At 41.4% G+C, this 16,302-nt stretch carries 15 protein-coding genes; 14 read left to right on the top strand and 1 reads right to left on the bottom strand.

Going from position 1 to position 16,302, the window contains the following annotated elements:
* The first annotated feature begins 13 nt into the window (after positions 1-13).
* The 14 genes from yoaA (at position 14) to pfkB (ending at position 15,041) form a co-directional block, all read left to right on the top strand.
* Positions 14-2,065, top strand: a complete 2,052-nt coding sequence (yoaA, locus tag A5N85_RS00920) for a DNA repair helicase YoaA (protein ID WP_072575538.1) — start codon at positions 14-16, stop codon at positions 2,063-2,065.
* Positions 2,052-2,693 (top strand): tRNA (adenosine(37)-N6)-threonylcarbamoyltransferase complex dimerization subunit type 1 TsaB, encoded by a 642-nt coding sequence (gene tsaB / locus A5N85_RS00925; RefSeq protein WP_072575539.1) that lies wholly within the window; start codon positions 2,052-2,054, stop codon positions 2,691-2,693. Before yoaA ends, tsaB begins: the two co-directional genes overlap by 14 nt.
* Before the next feature lie 118 nt (positions 2,694-2,811).
* Complete coding sequence (locus tag A5N85_RS00930; RefSeq protein ID WP_072575540.1) at positions 2,812-3,210, top strand: acyl-CoA thioesterase; 399 nt, start codon at positions 2,812-2,814, stop codon at positions 3,208-3,210.
* Entirely contained in the window at positions 3,211-4,701 is a 1,491-nt protein-coding gene (locus tag A5N85_RS00935; protein WP_072575541.1) for a GTPase, read from the top strand. It abuts the gene before it with no gap.
* A complete protein-coding gene (locus A5N85_RS00940; RefSeq protein WP_072575542.1) occupies positions 4,694-5,986 on the top strand; it encodes a YcjF family protein in 1,293 nt (430 codons plus the stop codon). The genes A5N85_RS00935 and A5N85_RS00940 overlap by 8 nt, the downstream gene beginning before the upstream one ends.
* Positions 5,983-7,404 carry a metalloprotease TldD gene (gene tldD, locus A5N85_RS00945; protein WP_072575543.1) on the top strand — a complete coding sequence of 474 codons (1,422 nt, stop codon included), beginning with the start codon at positions 5,983-5,985 and terminating at the stop codon, positions 7,402-7,404. The genes A5N85_RS00940 and tldD overlap by 4 nt, the downstream gene beginning before the upstream one ends.
* Positions 7,401-8,747 (top strand): TldD/PmbA family protein, encoded by a 1,347-nt coding sequence (locus A5N85_RS00950; protein ID WP_072575544.1) that lies wholly within the window; start codon positions 7,401-7,403, stop codon positions 8,745-8,747. Before tldD ends, A5N85_RS00950 begins: the two co-directional genes overlap by 4 nt.
* Before the next feature lie 5 nt (positions 8,748-8,752).
* Positions 8,753-9,208: a tRNA adenosine(34) deaminase TadA gene (tadA, locus tag A5N85_RS00955; RefSeq protein ID WP_072575545.1), complete on the top strand. Its 456-nt coding sequence runs from the start codon at positions 8,753-8,755 to the stop codon at positions 9,206-9,208.
* Positions 9,209-9,214: 6 nt separating this feature from the next.
* Entirely contained in the window at positions 9,215-9,874 is a 660-nt protein-coding gene (locus A5N85_RS00960; protein WP_072575546.1) for a potassium channel family protein, read from the top strand.
* Positions 9,875-9,882: 8 nt separating this feature from the next.
* On the top strand, positions 9,883-11,214 hold the full coding sequence (locus A5N85_RS00965) for a TrkH family potassium uptake protein (RefSeq protein ID WP_072575547.1): 1,332 nt from the start codon (positions 9,883-9,885) through the stop codon (positions 11,212-11,214).
* 18 nt (positions 11,215-11,232) lie between these two features.
* Positions 11,233-11,604, top strand: a complete 372-nt coding sequence (locus A5N85_RS00970; RefSeq protein ID WP_072575548.1) for a DUF6394 family protein — start codon at positions 11,233-11,235, stop codon at positions 11,602-11,604.
* A 6-nt stretch (positions 11,605-11,610) separates the two neighbouring features.
* Positions 11,611-13,308, top strand: coding sequence for a potassium channel family protein (locus A5N85_RS00975; RefSeq protein WP_072575549.1), 1,698 nt, complete (start codon positions 11,611-11,613; stop codon positions 13,306-13,308).
* Positions 13,305-14,066, top strand: a complete 762-nt coding sequence (locus A5N85_RS00980) for an alpha/beta fold hydrolase (RefSeq protein ID WP_072575550.1) — start codon at positions 13,305-13,307, stop codon at positions 14,064-14,066. The genes A5N85_RS00975 and A5N85_RS00980 overlap by 4 nt, the downstream gene beginning before the upstream one ends.
* Positions 14,067-14,099: 33 nt before the next feature.
* Positions 14,100-15,041 (top strand): 1-phosphofructokinase, encoded by a 942-nt coding sequence (gene pfkB / locus A5N85_RS00985; protein WP_072575551.1) that lies wholly within the window; start codon positions 14,100-14,102, stop codon positions 15,039-15,041.
* An 80-nt stretch (positions 15,042-15,121) separates the two neighbouring features.
* Here the strand turns inward: pfkB and asd are convergent, their stop codons facing one another.
* On the bottom strand, positions 15,122-16,234 hold the full coding sequence (asd, locus tag A5N85_RS00990; RefSeq protein WP_072575552.1) for an aspartate-semialdehyde dehydrogenase: 1,113 nt from the start codon (positions 16,232-16,234) through the stop codon (positions 15,122-15,124).
* Positions 16,235-16,302 lie beyond the last annotated feature (68 nt).

The following is a 16,302-nucleotide window of genomic DNA, read 5'->3' on the forward strand; positions in this document are numbered from 1 at the left end:
TTCTCTGATCTTGGTGAATGAGATTGAAACGCTATTTGCCCCGAAAGGGGCTTTGGCGTCTTTATTAAAAGGTTATCGTCCGCGAGAAAGTCAGCAACTATTGGCACAAGCGGTTGCAGATAATCTTGATGATAATTCAGTTTTATTAGCAGAAGCGGGTACAGGTACAGGCAAAACATTTGCTTATCTTTTACCCGCTATTTATCGTGGTAAGAAAACGCTCGTTTCAACGGCAACCAAAACTTTACAAGAGCAAATTTTTACCCATGATATTCCTTTGGTTAAAAAAGGTTTGAAAAGTGGTGTTTCAGTAGCCTTATTGAAAGGCAGAAGAAATTATTTTTGTCATTACCACTATGCACAACTTCAATCTCGTCCTTTGCTGTCTGCTGAAGATAAGACGTATCGTTTACGCATTGATCATTTTGCGAAAACGACTAAGGATGGAGATTTAGTTAATTTAAAAAATATTCCGGAAGATCATGAGATTATTCAACACATCACCAGTACGACAGATAATTGTTTAGGCAGAGAGTGTGAATTTTTTGAAGAATGTTTTGTGCAGAAAGCTCGCCAAAAAGCAAAAGAAGCTGATTTAGTTGTTGTCAATCATCATTTATTATTAGCTGATTTTGCATTGAAAAGCGATGGATTTGCGGAAATTCTTCCAGATATTGAAGCGTTTATTATTGATGAAGCGCATCATCTTCCACAAATTGCCGTTAATTTTTTAGGAGAGCGTGTTTCTCAAAGACAAATTCGTTTATTTCTGGATGATTTAAACATTGCTGTTGCTGAAGAAGCGCCTGATGCGCTAGATTTGAGAGCGGCAATTTCGCCTTGTGCACTAGCGTTAGCAGAAGTTATTAATTCGCTAAAGGAAACTAAAGAAACGCATTATGAAAGTGAGGAGCTGTTAGCTTTAGCGCCTTTTTGGAAAGCTTTAAAATCTTTATCAGACAGGCTTTATAAGATTAAAAAACAGTTCTCTCCACATCATGAGCGTGGGAAACAGCTTCATCAATTAAGTGAACGACTTGGAAAAATGCTAGATATTCTGGCATTATTTATTGATCGATCAGGCAATCCAGTATTATCTAAACAGACTGTTGAAGCAGCCTCTGTTAAAGCGGTTGCTGAAAATCTCTCCTTATCAGAGAAAGTAGATATTACTTCCTCTGAGCAAGCAGAAAGTGAAAAAAAGGAAAACTCATCGATTTTTTTAGCGCAATGGCTAGATGTTGGTCAAAAGAGTTTTGTTTTAAATTCTGTTCCTGTCAATGCGGCTGGACGCTTTGCTTATTGGATTAAGCAAAGCGGAGCTAGTTGGACGTTCTTATCCGCTACTTTAGCTGTGGGCGGAAAATTTGATCATTTTAGACGAGAATTGGGGTTATCGGAGCAGGTATCAACATTGCAATTGGAAAGTCCTTTTGACTATCGTATGCAATCTTTGCTATATCATCCTCAAAATTTACCTAATCCGAATGAAAATAGTTATACAAAAAAGCTTATTGAAGCAAGTTTGCCCGTATTAAAACGAACCAAAGGAAGGGCCTTTTTATTATTTACTAGCTATAAAGCGATGCATACGGCAAAAGAGGTGTTGAAAGATGAACGTTTTCAGCTTTTTGTACAAGGTGATGCACCAAAGGCGCAGTTACTAGCTGATTTTCGTGAAAGCAAACAAGGTTTATTATTAGCGACGGCAAGCTTTTGGGAAGGGGTCGATGTCCGCGGAGATCGTTTAGTCTGTGTGGTAATCGACCGTTTACCATTCGCTGTTCCTAATGATCCAGTGACGAAAACACGACATCGTTTGTTAGAAGAAAAAGGGTTATCGCCTTTTATCCACGATAGCTTACCTCAGGCGGTGATTTCTCTTAAACAGGGCGTGGGGCGTTTAATTCGCGATGTGGAAGATTATGGTGTTTTAGTAATTGGTGATCCGCGTCTTACAGGAAAGCGTTATGGAAAGATTTTTTTAGAGAGTTTGCCTAGAATGACTCGTACAACTAAGCTTGATATCGTTAACCGGTTTTTTGATTATCATGAACAATCCTGATTTTTCTTGCCCATTATTGGCGATTGATACTTCAACTCCTGCCTGCTCAGTCGCACTACGTGCGGATGAACGTATTTTTTCTCGCTTCCATCAAGGTCATGGAAAGCACACAGATGTTATTTTGCCGATGATTGATGAGTTATTTCAAGCATCTGGCTACACACTGCAATCTTTAGCAGGCATTATTCTTTCCGCTGGACCTGGAGCTTTTACAGGTTTGCGCGTTGGCGCTAGCGTTGCTGCTGGATTAGCTGCCGCTTTTAATACGCCGATAGGTTGTTTGTCATCTTTGGCTTTACTGGCAGCAGGTAGCGAAAAAGAAGGCGCTGTTTTAGCGCTTTTAGACGCCAGAATGCAGCAATGTTATGCAGGGCTATATCAAAGCGTAAATAGTGGTTTTCAATGCTTACAGAAAGATAGATTGGTAATGCCTCAGCAATTGTCTGATTGGCAAGTCAGCAATGTAGTTGGTCCGGGCGCAATTTATTTCCCACAATGGGCGCATTTAGAGAGTGTTCAATCCATTCCTGATGCAAAGAATGCTTTTAAGGCATTGAACTTAGTACGCTGGCAGTCAGCCAGTCAGCCGATTGAGATTGATTATTTGCGTAATGATGTAACGAGTTAATATTTAAGAGAGAAGAAATGAAAAAAATAACGATTTATCGTTTTAAGGTATCTTTGCTTGAGGCATCTTATCTGTTTGATTGTTTAAATTTAAATAAGAGTGGTTAAAGAGAAAAGTCATGAATGGAAAAGCGAATTATCAAACAGCGTTAACGGTTCGAGTAGGCGATATTAATTATGGAGGGCATCTTGGGCATGACCGTTTGATTACGCTACTACATCAAGCCAGAATTGATTTTTTTAATGCCCTTGGTGGAAATGAATTGGATTTTTTTGGCATCGGGTTAATTATGCGACGGCTGCAAGTGGATTATTTAGCAGAAGCCTTTTTAGGAGAGGTATTAACCGTCGAAATGGAAATTGTGGAGGTTAAGCCTAGCCGTTTTTCTATTGCTTATCGTGTGCTAAATAGTGAAAAATTAGTGGCAACAGCACAGACTTTAATGGTTGCTTTTGATTATCAGTTGCGCAAGGTTCGTCCGTTACCAGATGAATTTTATGCAGCCATAGGAGCTTAGATGGATAGTGTAAAGTTATTACGTCAAATTTTTATTTTATTGACCGTAATTGTTATTTTGGCGGTTTTTTTAATTATTTTTCAATTAACGGATTTAGGCTTTCGGGCGTATGACCGCTTATCTACCGCTTCTCCATGGTTAATTGGTGCTTATTTATTGATGGTGGCAGTCATTGCTGGCACTGGCTTATTTTTGATTATTAAAATTTGGACGATAGGGCGTCGGAAGCCTAAGTCTAGCAATGCTGCTAAACCTAAAGCAACAGCCGAAGCTTTGCGAACTAAGCTTAATAAGGCACGTGCACAAGGTGCTGATGTTGCTGCTATTGAAGCGGATTTAGAGGTTTTGTCTGATGAACCGCCAACGACTTTAGAGATTGCTTTTTTTGGTAAGATTAGCACAGGAAAAAGTTCTTTAATTCGTACATTGTTGCCTAATGCGCATGTAGAAACGTCTGTTATTGGGGGCTCAACAGCAGCGATTGAGCGTTTTCACTATACAACAGAGCATGGATTGTCTTTGACGTTAATTGATATGCCAGGAACGCATCAAGCACAAACGATTGCTTCTTTAGATAATAGTGTGATGCAGGCAGCTCGTCGGGTGCATATTGTCTGCTATGTGTTAGATCAAGATATAACGGCTTCAGACCAAGAATCAATCGCTTTATTACATCAATTCGGCAAACCTTTAGTGGTGATTTTAAATAAAAGTAACCGTTATGATGAAGCTGAAAGAGCGTTATTAAAAGAAAGAATTCAATCAAGAATTCCAGCAGATGCGCAATTGGTTTTAGCTGCTAGCGCTTATCCTCAGGAAGTAAAACGCATTGCCAAAGACGGAACGGTAAGTTTTACTGAGCGATTGACAGGTGGAGATATTCATCCTTTATTAAAGGTTTTTGCGCAGTTAGAAGGTCAAAGAGGCGAACTGGGTAAACGTCAACAGCAGGCTTTATTGGAATTGGCAGATGATTCTTTAGCACAAACTTTAGGCGCATTTCGTCGTGAACGCGGACAAGCCATGGTAAAAGCCTATTCTCGCAAGGCGATGTTGGGTGGGGTTGCAGCAGTAGGGCCGGGAACAGATGTCTTAATTCAAGGCTATTTGGGTATGGATATGCTAAAAGCATTGACGAAGCTTTATGATGTCCCAGCGCAAGAGATTGATTTGCAATCGTTGTTAGAAACGATTAGTGGCAAGATTAAATCGCAAGTCACTTTAGTATTAGCTTTAGCGGGTAATGTTTGTAAGGCGTTTCCAGGTGTGGGAACTGTTTTAGGTGGGGCAAGTCATGCGGTTGCTTATGGCTTGATTTTTGAGAGTCTAGGACAAGCGGTTTTAACGGTTTTAGAACAAAATGATGGTAAATTAACTTCACAAAATATTTTGCAACAGTTTGAAACGCAAATAAATAAAGATTTAGAAAGTCGAGCGATTGGCTTAGTGAAGACAGTCATGCTCAGTAAAAAGGAAGACGCTAATGAATAATGAGCGTGGTCAAAACCATTTAGGTAAAGCAAGAGATTCTTTAAGTCGTTTATTAGAAGATAAGCGCTTACCTGGAGAAGCAAAAGCACGATTATCTGAGGATTTTCGACAATTACAGCGTTTGTTAGATAAGTTAGAAAAAGGGCATGTACATGTTGCGGCGTTTGGTCGTGTTAGTGTTGGAAAGTCTGCGTTATTAAATGCATTAGCAGGTAAAACGGTTTTTGAAACCAGTGTCTTACATGGCCATACGAAACACAGCGCCGAAACGTTATGGCAAAGTTTTGATACGGGGGGCGTGTATTTATTAGATACGCCAGGGATTGATGAGGTTAACGGCGAAGAACGCGCCAAAATTGCGGATAATGTGGCTCGTCAAGCAGATGTGATTCTGTTTGTGGTTGATGGTGATATGACTGATATTGAATATGAAGCGTTATTTGCACTGCATCAGGAAACGCAGCCAATTATTTTGGTATTAAATAAAGCAGATCGTTATAGTGCGCGTGAGCAAGAGGCATTATTAAAGCATTTGCGTCATCGCGTCGCTGAGATGGTTCCGTCTGAGCGAGTGGTTGTCGCAGCAGCTCAGCCTGATAAGCAGTTAGAGATTATCGAACGAGAAAATGGTTCTGAAGAAGAACGTTGGGTAATGCCAGAACCGCGTGTAGAAGAATTACGCCAAGTTTTATGGCAGTTATTACAGGCTGGCGGGCAAAGTTATGCCGCGCTCAATGCCAGTGTTTTTGCTGGTCGAATGAGTGAAAAGATTGGAATGGAAATTATTGAAGCAAAAAGAAGCATTGCTGAAAAGATTATCCGTCAATATGCTTTGTTTAAATCCATTGGGGTGGCAATTAATCCTATTCCTGCCGTCGATTTATTAGCTTTAGCGGCTGATAGTGGAATGGTCGTGCATTTATCAAAAGTGTATGGGGTTGAGCTTACCCGCCATGAAGCAGGTAGTTTGATACGAACGATTGCGGTGCAAACGGGTATGTTAATGGGAACGGTTTATGGCATACAGGTTTTATCTTCTGTTTTAAAAGGCTTAACAGGTGGTCTTTCCACAATTATTACCGCAGGGGCACAGGCAGGTGTCGCTTTTTATGGCAGCTATGTTGTCGGAAAAGCTGCACAACAATATTTTGCTCAAGGTGCTAGCTGGGGCGAAGGCGGTGCCAAGCGCGTGATTGAGGAAATTATGGCAGATTTGGATAAGGATCAATTAATGAGCGAGGCAAAGGCTTCTGTTCAGCAGCTATTAAAAAAGGGTAAAAAATGACAGGACAATGGTGGGAAGAAAATTTATCTATGCAAGCGCTAGATAAAGGGCTATCGCTTTTAAGTTTTCAAGGTATTGATGACGCTGATATTTATTTACAACGGAGTCGTACAGAAAACTGGGGGCTATCCGAACATCAAGTAAAAACAGCTTCTTATGATGCAGAAGCGGGACTAGGAGTAAGAGCGATTATCGGAGAGCGGACGGGGTTTGCTTATGCCGATGCACTGCAAGAAGAGGCTTTATTTGATGCTTGTCGTTTTGCACGCCAGATTGGTCGAGAAGCAAAAGATTATGCTATTCAAGTTCCTCAAAAGGCGATTACGGTTTCAGCGCTTTATCCAGATATTGATCCATTAGCCAGTCTAAGTGCAGAAAGAAAGGTGGCTTTATTACATTTGGCAGATGAGTATGCTTATCAAAAAGATTCTCATGTAGTTGATGTTAGTGCTAGCTTTGCTGCCAGTTATGAGGAAATCTTTGTTTTGCGTTTGGATGGACAGTTTGCTTGGGATATTCGTCCATTAGTGCATTTTAATGTTTCTGTTGTTTTAGAAAAAGCGGGACGTCGAGAAAGCGGATATGCTGGCGGTGGTGGTCGTGATAGTTATTTAGCGCTATTAGATGAGCAGACAATACGCCATTATATTGATGAAGCAATCGCACAAGCGCAAGTAAATTTAGAGGCAATTGCTGCACCGGCAGGACAAATGTCTGTGGTTTTGGGCAATGGTTGGCCGGGAGTTTTGCTGCATGAAGCGGTTGGTCATGGATTGGAAGGGGATTTTAATCGCAAAGGAACCTCTGTTTTTGCGGGTAGAGTGGGCGAGCAGGTGTGTTCGCCACTATGCACGGTGATTGATGATGGAACGTTATCTGGCCGCCGTGGATCTTTGTCTGTAGATGATGAAGGAACGCCTACTGCAAAAAATGTGCTAATTGAAAAGGGTGTTTTAAAGGGCTATATGCAGGATAGGTTAAATGCGCGACTAATGGGCGTTGCCCCAACAGGCAATGGTCGGCGGGAAAGCTATGCGTATTTACCGATGCCAAGAATGACGAATACGTATTTAGCAGCTGGTGAGCATCAACGAGAAGAAATGATTCGCTCGGTTAAGCGCGGTATTTATGCTGAACAGTTTGGCGGTGGACAAGTGGATATCACTAACGGGCAATTTGTTTTTGCAGCAACACAAGCTTATTTGATTGAAGATGGAAAAATTACTGCGCCGATTAAAGGAGCAACTTTAATTGGAAATGGTCCAGAGGTTATGGGAAAAATCTCAATGGTTGGGGCGGATTTGGCATTAGACAGTGGCATTGGTGTCTGTGGAAAGAATGGGCAGTCAGTTCCTGTTGGTGTTGGGCAACCTAGTGTCAAAATTGATGAACTGACAGTAGGAGGGACAGCGCTATGAGTTTGGCAGAAAAGCGTATCTTTGAAGAAAAAGCGGCTTTTATTCTCAATAAAGCTAAGGCTTTAGGAGCGGATGAAGCTTCTGTGAGTTTGCATCAAACAGAAGGCGCTTCTGTTGATTGGCGCATGGGGGCGATTGAAGGCATTTCACGTGAGCAATCTTTAAATATTGGTATTGCTGTGCTTAAGAATAAAGCACAAGGGATGAGTACGTTAAGTGATTGGTCAGAGGCGGCATTAGAAGCGGGTGTTGCTGCGGCGATAAATGCCGCCAGTTTTACAGAGGCAGACGAGCATTATGGCTTGCCTTCTCCCGAGCAATATGCTCAGATAACGGCTGAACAGTTAGCAGAATTGAATTGCGATAGTGGCGAATTACCTGATAGTGCTTGGTTAGAGGCTCAGGCGGAGGCTTGTGAACAAGCAGCATTGGCATTTGATAAGCGGATTGTGATGAGTGATGGTGCTAGTGCAGATGCTATGCGCAGTTATCAATATAAGGCAACTTCTAATGGTTTTTCGGCTGGAATTTCACGAAGCCAAGTCAGTCTTTCAGTATCTGTTCTAGCGCGTGAGGATAATGATCAACAAAGTGATTATGATTGGGACAGCGCTTGCTATCGACAAGATTTGCGTTTAGCAGATAATATTGGTCGAGTGGCTGCTGAACGTGCATTAGCGGCCTTGCAACCTAAAAATATTCAAACAGGCAGTTATCCTGTTATTTTTTCTCCAGAGATGGCGACTGGTTTATTCGGGCATTTATTAGCCACATTGGGCGGGCGAGCGCAATATCGTCAGTTGAGTTTTTTAAATGACAGTTTGGGGCAAAAGATATTACCAGAATGGTTAAGCTTGCTAGAAAAGCCCTATTTGCCGAAAAGCAATGTTTCAACGCTTTTTGATAGCGATGGATTACCGCCAGCGCAAGGCGCTTTGATTGAAAATGGACGCGTTGTTCACTATTTATTAAGCCTTTATTCTGCTCGTCGGTTAAATTTATCACCGACTGGAAATGCTAGCGGTGTGCATAATTTGTGTTTTGAGGCAGATAAGACATATGCACTGCCTCCTCAGCAGCTTTATCAAACAATGAAGCGGGGACTAATTGTTACGCGTTTAATGGGGCAGGGCGTGAATACACTAACGGGCGATTATTCTCGCGGTGCCAGTGGTTTTTGGGTGGAAAATGGGGAAGTCGCTTATCCTGTTGACGGATTAACAATTGCTGGCAATTTACGCGATATGTATCAAGGCATTCAAGCCATTGGTACGGATGTTGATACTAAAAGAAATATTCGCGCACCTTCTATACTACTTTCTCCAATGACGGTTGCCCAATAATTGTGATGACAGATGAAGACTGGATGCGTCTTGCGCTTGAAGAAGCGAAGCTTGCAGCAGATAATGATGAAGTACCGATTGGTGCGGTTTTGATACGGGGTGAGCAACTATTGGCAAAAGCGGGTAATCGAACCATTCGTGATTGTGATCCTAGTGCGCATGCAGAGGTATTGGTTTTACGGGAAGGCGCAAAATGCTTAGGAAATTATCGTTTAGGCAATTGTGCTTTGTATGTCACCGTAGAGCCTTGTGTCATGTGTGTGGGCGCATTAGTACAAGCAAGAGTTCGTAAATTGGTTTATGGTGCGTATAATCTGCGAGGTGGCGCGTGTGGTACGAGCTTTGATTTAGCGCGTCACCCTATTTTAAATCATCAGATTACCGAATTAAAAAGTGGTATTTTGGCGCAAGAATGTGGCGCATTGATGCAAGATTTTTTCGAAAAAAAACGAAAGAGGTAATAAAAAATGGCGACGATTTTTACCGTAATTGGATTAGGCGCGTTTGGTCGCTCTGCTGCCATGACTTTGCAATCTTTAGGGAATACAGTTATCGGTATTGATACTGACCCTAAAATGGTAGATGAAATTAAAAATGATATTCCACACGCAATGATCGCCGATGCAACCAGTCGTGATATGTTAGAAGAAATCAATGTGGCACAATCTCAAGGAGTGTTGGTAAGTATCGGTGAGGATTTGGAAGCGAGTTTGCTGTGTGTGTTAAATTTAAAACAGCTTGGTGTCACCAATATCTGGGTAAAAGCTAAAAGCCATGCGCATCATGCGATTTTAACGGATATGGGCGTGCGTCGCGTGATTCATCCTGAAAGTAGCATGGGAAAACGGGTTGCTCAGAAAATGAATTTCCCATTGATGAAAGACATGCTGAATATCGCTTCAGATTGTGTGATGACAGTCATGGATATGCCAGTGAGAGAAGAACCATTAACAGTAGGCGATGTTTTAAATATGCATGAATCGGTTAGATTCTTTGGATTGTATCGCGATGGTGAACTCTATACGAATCTAGCGCCAGAAAATGAGCTTCATGCGGAAGACCGCTTATTATTTGCTGGCAGTCAAGCGGCTTTACGAACTTTGATTAAAGAGTTTCGTGGGAAATAAGTTGATTTATGATCAGTTTTAAACGTATCGCCTTTTTGCTTAGACATCCCCCTGTTGTGTTAGCAATGGGATTTTTAGTGTTGATTATTGGCGGCGCTATTTTATTAAAATTACCGGGATTTACGACTAAGCCGTTAGGTTTTCTGCAAGCAATGTTTATGACAACTTCGTCTGTTACTGTTACAGGGCTTGCGGTCGCAGATTTAAGTGATTTTACATTGTATGGACAGCTGGTGATGCTGTTTTTAATGGAAACCGGTGGCTTAGGATTTATGACATTCACAGTTTTAGCCATTATGGCACTCCAGCGCCGGATAGGGATGCATGGACAGCTCATTGTTTCTCAAGCAATGGGTGGCGTAAAATTGAGTGAAATTAATGAAATTGCTAAGAAAATTATTTTCTTAGCACTGATTGTCCAAAGTATCGGTTGGTTTTTATTATGTGTATTATGGGCAGGCGATTTCGGATGGAAAGAATCGGCGTATAGTGCGTTTTTCTATACAATTTCTGCGTTTAATAATGCTGGGTTTGCTCTTACTGGCGATAACTTGATGGTTTATTCGCATCAAACCACGGTGCTTTTTATTTTCACTTTGCTGATTATGATCGGTGGGCTGGGCTTTTTCGTCGTGACAGATTTTGCGAAAAAACCCTTGGGTCAAGAGCTAAGTGTGAATACGAAAGTCATTATCATTGCGACATTAGGGCTAAATTTAATTGCTGCGACCATTTTCTGGCTACTTGAACATAAAAATTTACATACGATTGGCACGATGCCGCTTTCTGAACAAGTTATGAATTCATGGTTTGCGGCAGTAACGCCGAGAACAGCCGGTTTTAATACGATTCCAACGGATCAATATACCGATGCCAGTACGTTTTTAACGTTAGTCTTGATGTTTATTGGCGCGGGCTCTTTTTCTACCGGTGGGGGAATTAAGCTCGGAACAATGGTTGTCTTACTTTTAACGACTTGGTCATTCATTCAACAGCGCGATAGCGTAACAGTTATGCGTCGAAAGATTGCGGAAAAACAAGTGAAAAAGGCAATTGCGGTGGTGATTGTTACGGCATTGATGATTGCATTAAGTATTTTTATTTTATTAGCGATTGAAGCGCATCATGAATTTATTGATGTGTTATTTGAAGTGGTATCAGCTATTTCGACTGTGGGGTTATCGCGAGGAATTACTTCTGTGCTCACTCCAATGGGAGAAGTAGTAATTATGTTTATGATGTTTGCTGGAAGGGTTGGGCCATTAACTATCGGTTATTTAATTGCTTTACCTAAAACGACAAAAATTGAATACCCTGAAGCAAGAATTGATGTGGGTTAACCTTTTTAAGGAAAAATTATGCGTAGCGAAAGATTGTGGTTTAGTTTTTTTACTTTATTGGCATTAACGCTAAATTTTGGGTTTGTCTACGGCGATATTGGCAACCCAGAACACCATGATAAATTAGAATTGTTTTTCACCTTTGTGGTGAGTATCGTTTGTACTATCTTAAAATTTGGTGACCGAACACAAATGGGGGCGCTTTTATTAGCGACCAGTTTGGTGGCAGACGTTCAGTTGTTTTGTGCAGTAATGGCGTGGACATTTGGCGTTGGACCTTTAGATGGTGCAACAATGGCAACGATTGTTTCTTTCACGGCTGGTGCATTGGTAGCCAATATTGTATCAGTGGCTTTATTGGTGATTGAAACCGCTAGTTTACGTCGATAAAACCCTGTGAACGAAGTCGTCTATCTTATTTTCCGACAAATGCGCCGACCCGCTTTGGTGTTGGTCATTGGTTATTCTATTGCTGTGCTTGGAATGTCATTGATGCCAACCGTAGGCGAAGATGGCGAAATCACGCATCTCACTATTTTCCAATCATTTTATTGGCTGTCTTATACGGCTACGACCATTGGTTATGGGGAAGTTCCCGTAGAATTTTCTGACTGGCAGCGTGTTTGGGTCGCATTTAGTATTTACTATACGGTTCCGGCTTGGCTATATGCGGCAGGGAAAATTATTGCGCTACTAAGTGATCCCGTTTTTCAGCATGCAATTCGTGAAAATAGCTTTGCGCGACGTGTACGAAATATGCGTACGCGATTTGTTGTCGTTTGCGGATTTGGAGAGTCTGGGCATAGAATTGTAAAGCGTTTACTGCATTCTGGTTATGAATGCGTAGTGATTGATAATGATTCTGATCGAATCAATCGAATGTCATTAGACCCAGTATTGCATAATGTTTTGGCAGTTTCTGGGGATGCGGCAGATGTTGAGTTATTAACCAGAGCGGGTATTGGTTCTCCTTTTTGCCGAGCGGTTATTGCAATTACAGATAATGAGGACGTTAATATTAAGGTGGCATTATCCGCACGCTTACTGTCTTCAAATCGTGAAAAATTTCAAATTATTTGCCGAACAATGACGCGTGAGGGGAGCGCAAATGCCAAATCGTTTAATACCGATTTAGTCATCAATACGCATCATATTTTTGCAGAACGTTTAACCACAGGTTTAAGACGCCCAGCAATTGCGGATTTAATGTCGCGTTTCTATTCAGAACCAGGGACTTATCATGAACCGCCACCTCAGCCACCAGCAGGAAGTTGGATTATTTGTGGTTATGGAGCCTTGGGTAGAACATTAGAGCGATTTTTAGAGTATGAAGGTGTCGATGCTGTCATTATTGATGATCAGATTGCTGTGGATAAAGGACATGTGCAAGGCAAAGGAACGGAAGCAGTTACATTGCGTGAGGCACGTATTGACCATGCGCAAGCCATTGTTGCAGGAAGAGATTACGACCCAGACAATTTATCCATTGCAATGACAGCAAAGGCAATGCAACCATCATTATTCGTTGTGGGACGGCAAAACCGTAGCTCTAATGAACGGTTATTTGAAGTTGCAGGGTTTAACCGAGTCATGGAAGAAGCAGAGCTCATTGTGAGTGAGATTTTTCCACATTTGGCGCGCCCTTTATTAGGGCGGTTCTTACGAGCTTTACGTCATCAAAATGAAATGTGGGGCGAACAATTACTTTTGCAAATTGAGAAACTTTCGGGCGGCTATAATCCGCATCACTATGTGCTAAGAATTACGGAAAAACACGCGCCAGCCATCATCGAACATTTAAAAAGTGGACATTTATTACGTTTACAATCTTTATGGACGCAGCCGGATAATCCAGATACGTTTAAACAAGCTTTACCGCTTTTATTATTGAAAGAGGATAAAGAAATTTTACTCCCTAATCCCGCAACCAATTTACAAGTGGGCGATCAGGTACTAATCGCGTATCAAGAGCCGTATGTTGCGTCGCGTTTATCAAGAAATTGTTTTGATGAAGCTTCTTTATATTGGGCGCTTCATGGACGAGAAAAAACAACGTCTTATGTACTTAATTATTTACTGAAAAAATTTGAATGAAACAGATTCCTTATTATCAACGTTTTGGTGAAGGTAAAGAAACCTTAATATTGCTTCATAGTGGCGGTATGGCAGGGGTTGAATGGCAGCCACAAATTCCAATATTGTCTAAGCGCTATCAACTATTGGTTCCTGATTTACCTGGGCATGGTAAAACATTACTATCAGATGAGCGCTTAACCATTGCGAAACTTGGTGAGTCTGTATTAGCAATGATGGATGATGCAAATATTGAGAAAGGGCATATCTGTGGCTCATCTATGGGCGCCGCAACGGCGATGTGGCTGAATCTTAATTATCCTGAAAAAGTTGATAAAGCTATTTTTTATCGAATTAGCTATCAAAAAAATGTGGAAACTTATCAGCAAACTCGCAATATGTCTGACCCAGCTTATTGGAAAAAGTTTGGCTTACATAAATGGCTTTCTGAACTCCATTTCCCACAAGGGGGAGAAGATGCTTGGGAGCGTGTTATTGCAAGCGTGAGTGAGGCTTTAGATCCTACTGAGAGCGAACATGCACACACACTAGACGCATTTTCAAAGATAACCAATCCGGTTTTATTGGTTGCCGGAGATAGAGACCCTGTGGCACCTTTGGAAGATATTTTGGCGCTTTATCGTACTATTCCAAATAGTGGTTTGTGGGTATTGCCTTATGCAGACCATATTACCGCGACAAATACCTGGCGTGCTCAGGCATTTGCCGAAGAAATTTTGCGGTTTCTTACCCGTGTTGAAAGAGATAAAATGATATAATCGCTTTTTTAAAGCGTCTGATTAGGAGACACCATGAAAATTATCACTGTTACCCCCAATCCCGCCATTGATTTAACTATTCATGCTACTGATTGGCAAAGAGGTTTAGTTAATCGTGGTCAAAGTGTTGATAAAACCGCAGGCGGTAAGGGGATTACGGTCGCCATTAACCTTAATGACGCCGGCGTAGATGCTATTGTTACCGGCTGGATGGGCGCGCATAACGATAGTACCTTTGTAGAGGAATTTGAAGAGCATCATGTGGTTGATGAGTTTATCCGGATACCGGGTGATACTAGACGATGCTTTAAAATCATTGATGATAATACCGGTGAAACTACTGATATCAATATGCCGGGATTAGAAATTCCAGCTGATGCACGTCAAGCACTCATCGATTATTTAGACAGAGAAGTAACAAACGAAACCATTCTTGTTCTAGGCGGAAGTTTGCCAAAAGGCGTTGAAAAAGATTTTTATGCTGGTATTACCAAGCGTTATCGCGATAAATGCCGTTATTTAGTGATTGATACTAGTGATGAAGCTTTGAAAAAACTGATGGAATGTGATGTGCTTCCTCATATTATTAAGCCTAATATTCATGAGTTAGAAGACCTGTGCGGTCGAGAGTTAGAAGAAGATGCTGATATTGTCAAACAAGCAAGGGAATTTGTGGCTCGTGGTGTGGAGCTTTGCGTGGTTTCTATGGGTAGCCGTGGTGCTTGGTTTGTGACCGAATATGATGCCATTCATGCATCACCTCCGCGTGTAAAAGTCATGAGCACTGTTGGCGCAGGAGATGCGATGGTAGCTGGTGTTGTACGTGGTATGAGTTTAGGAGAAGACTTAGTCACAATTGCTAAAACAGCGACTGCTTATAGCGCAGCAAATATTCAGCATATGGGAACAGCCTTACCGCCACAAGATAAGATTGAAAAATTAATGTCTCGTGTAGTAATTTCTCAATTACCTTAAAATAAAAAAATGCTTTGGTTAATAGCAGTGCATTTTCTAAATATCATTTCGCCCTATTGAAAAATAGGGCGAATATTTTTTTAAAGTTTACCCACTAAAATATTGAGCATTCTACGTAAAGGTTCTGCAGCGCCCCAAAGTAGCTGATCGCCAACGGTGAAAGCTGTTAGATATTCACCACCCATATTCAGTTTGCGTAAGCGACCGACAGGAACGGTTAACGTTCCAGATACTGCGGCTGGTGTTAATTCATGCATAGAAGCTTCGCGATCGTTTGGAATGACTTTTACCCATTCGTTGTGTTCGGCAATTGCTGATTCAATGTCAGATAAAGGAATATCTTTCTTCAGTTTAATGGTTAACGCTTGAGCATGAGAACGCATCGCACCAATACGCACGCACAAACCGTCAATTAAAATAGGATTGTCTTGACGTTGCATGATTTTATTTGCTTCTACTTGTGCTTTCCATTCTTCTTTACTTTGTCCGCTTTCTAATGCTTTATCAATCCAAGGAATTAAGCTACCTGCCAAAGGAACACCAAAATTGGCAATATCTAAACCGTTATGCAAGGTCTGGGTGACTTGGCGGTCAATGTCTAAAATATTGCTTGCGGGATCTTCTAGTAAGGTATGCACACGGTTTTCAAGTTGTCCCATCTGTGTGAGAAGTTCGCGCATATTTTTAGCACCTGCGCCAGAGGCAGCTTGATAGGTCATTGGGCTAATCCATTCTACCCAGTCATTCGCAAGGATTCCGCCAATCCCTAGCATCATGAGTGAAACGGTACAGTTTCCACCAATGAAGTCTTTTTTACCTTCTGCTAAAGCGCGATCGATAACGTCTCTATTCACTGGATCAAGAATAATAACGCTGTCTTTTTCCATTCTTAGCGTTGAAGCTGCATCAATCCAATAGCCATCCCAACCGCTATCTCGTAATTTTTGATGGACGGCGTTAGTATAATCTCCCCCTTGGCAAGTGATGATAATATCCATTTCTGCTAAGGCTTGGATATCATTTGCATCTTTAAGCGTTTTACCTTTGCCAGCAAATTCAGGTGCCACTTGTCCGGTCTGTGAAGTGGTAAATAAAGTGGTATCAATGCCTTCAAAATCATTCTGTTCTAGCATTCTTCCGACGAGTACAGAACCTACCATTCCACGCCAACCAACGATTCCCAATTTTTTCATATAGTTCTCCGATAAATTTTTACTAGCCGTTTATTTAATCGGTATTTTTAATGAGATGCAAGCAAAAT

This window comes from Suttonella ornithocola (assembly GCF_001889065.1).
GTDB classification, from domain to species: domain Bacteria; phylum Pseudomonadota; class Gammaproteobacteria; order Cardiobacteriales; family Cardiobacteriaceae; genus Suttonella_A; species Suttonella_A ornithocola.

Excerpts from the sequence above, each read along its gene's own strand:
- tsaB (WP_072575539.1), top strand. The coding sequence starts at position 2,052 with ATGAACAATCCTGATTTTTCTTGCCCATTATTGGCGATTGATACTTCA.
- A5N85_RS00930 (WP_072575540.1), top strand. The coding sequence starts at position 2,812 with ATGAATGGAAAAGCGAATTATCAAACAGCGTTAACGGTTCGAGTAGGC.
- A5N85_RS00935 (WP_072575541.1), top strand. The coding sequence starts at position 3,211 with ATGGATAGTGTAAAGTTATTACGTCAAATTTTTATTTTATTGACCGTA.
- A5N85_RS00940 (WP_072575542.1), top strand. The coding sequence starts at position 4,694 with ATGAATAATGAGCGTGGTCAAAACCATTTAGGTAAAGCAAGAGATTCT.
- tldD (WP_072575543.1), top strand. The coding sequence starts at position 5,983 with ATGACAGGACAATGGTGGGAAGAAAATTTATCTATGCAAGCGCTAGAT.
- A5N85_RS00950 (WP_072575544.1), top strand. The coding sequence starts at position 7,401 with ATGAGTTTGGCAGAAAAGCGTATCTTTGAAGAAAAAGCGGCTTTTATT.
- tadA (WP_072575545.1), top strand. The coding sequence starts at position 8,753 with ATGACAGATGAAGACTGGATGCGTCTTGCGCTTGAAGAAGCGAAGCTT.
- A5N85_RS00960 (WP_072575546.1), top strand. The coding sequence starts at position 9,215 with ATGGCGACGATTTTTACCGTAATTGGATTAGGCGCGTTTGGTCGCTCT.
- A5N85_RS00965 (WP_072575547.1), top strand. The coding sequence starts at position 9,883 with ATGATCAGTTTTAAACGTATCGCCTTTTTGCTTAGACATCCCCCTGTT.
- A5N85_RS00970 (WP_072575548.1), top strand. The coding sequence starts at position 11,233 with ATGCGTAGCGAAAGATTGTGGTTTAGTTTTTTTACTTTATTGGCATTA.
- A5N85_RS00980 (WP_072575550.1), top strand. The coding sequence starts at position 13,305 with ATGAAACAGATTCCTTATTATCAACGTTTTGGTGAAGGTAAAGAAACC.
- pfkB (WP_072575551.1), top strand. The coding sequence starts at position 14,100 with ATGAAAATTATCACTGTTACCCCCAATCCCGCCATTGATTTAACTATT.
- asd (WP_072575552.1), bottom strand. The coding sequence starts at position 16,234 with ATGAAAAAATTGGGAATCGTTGGTTGGCGTGGAATGGTAGGTTCTGTA.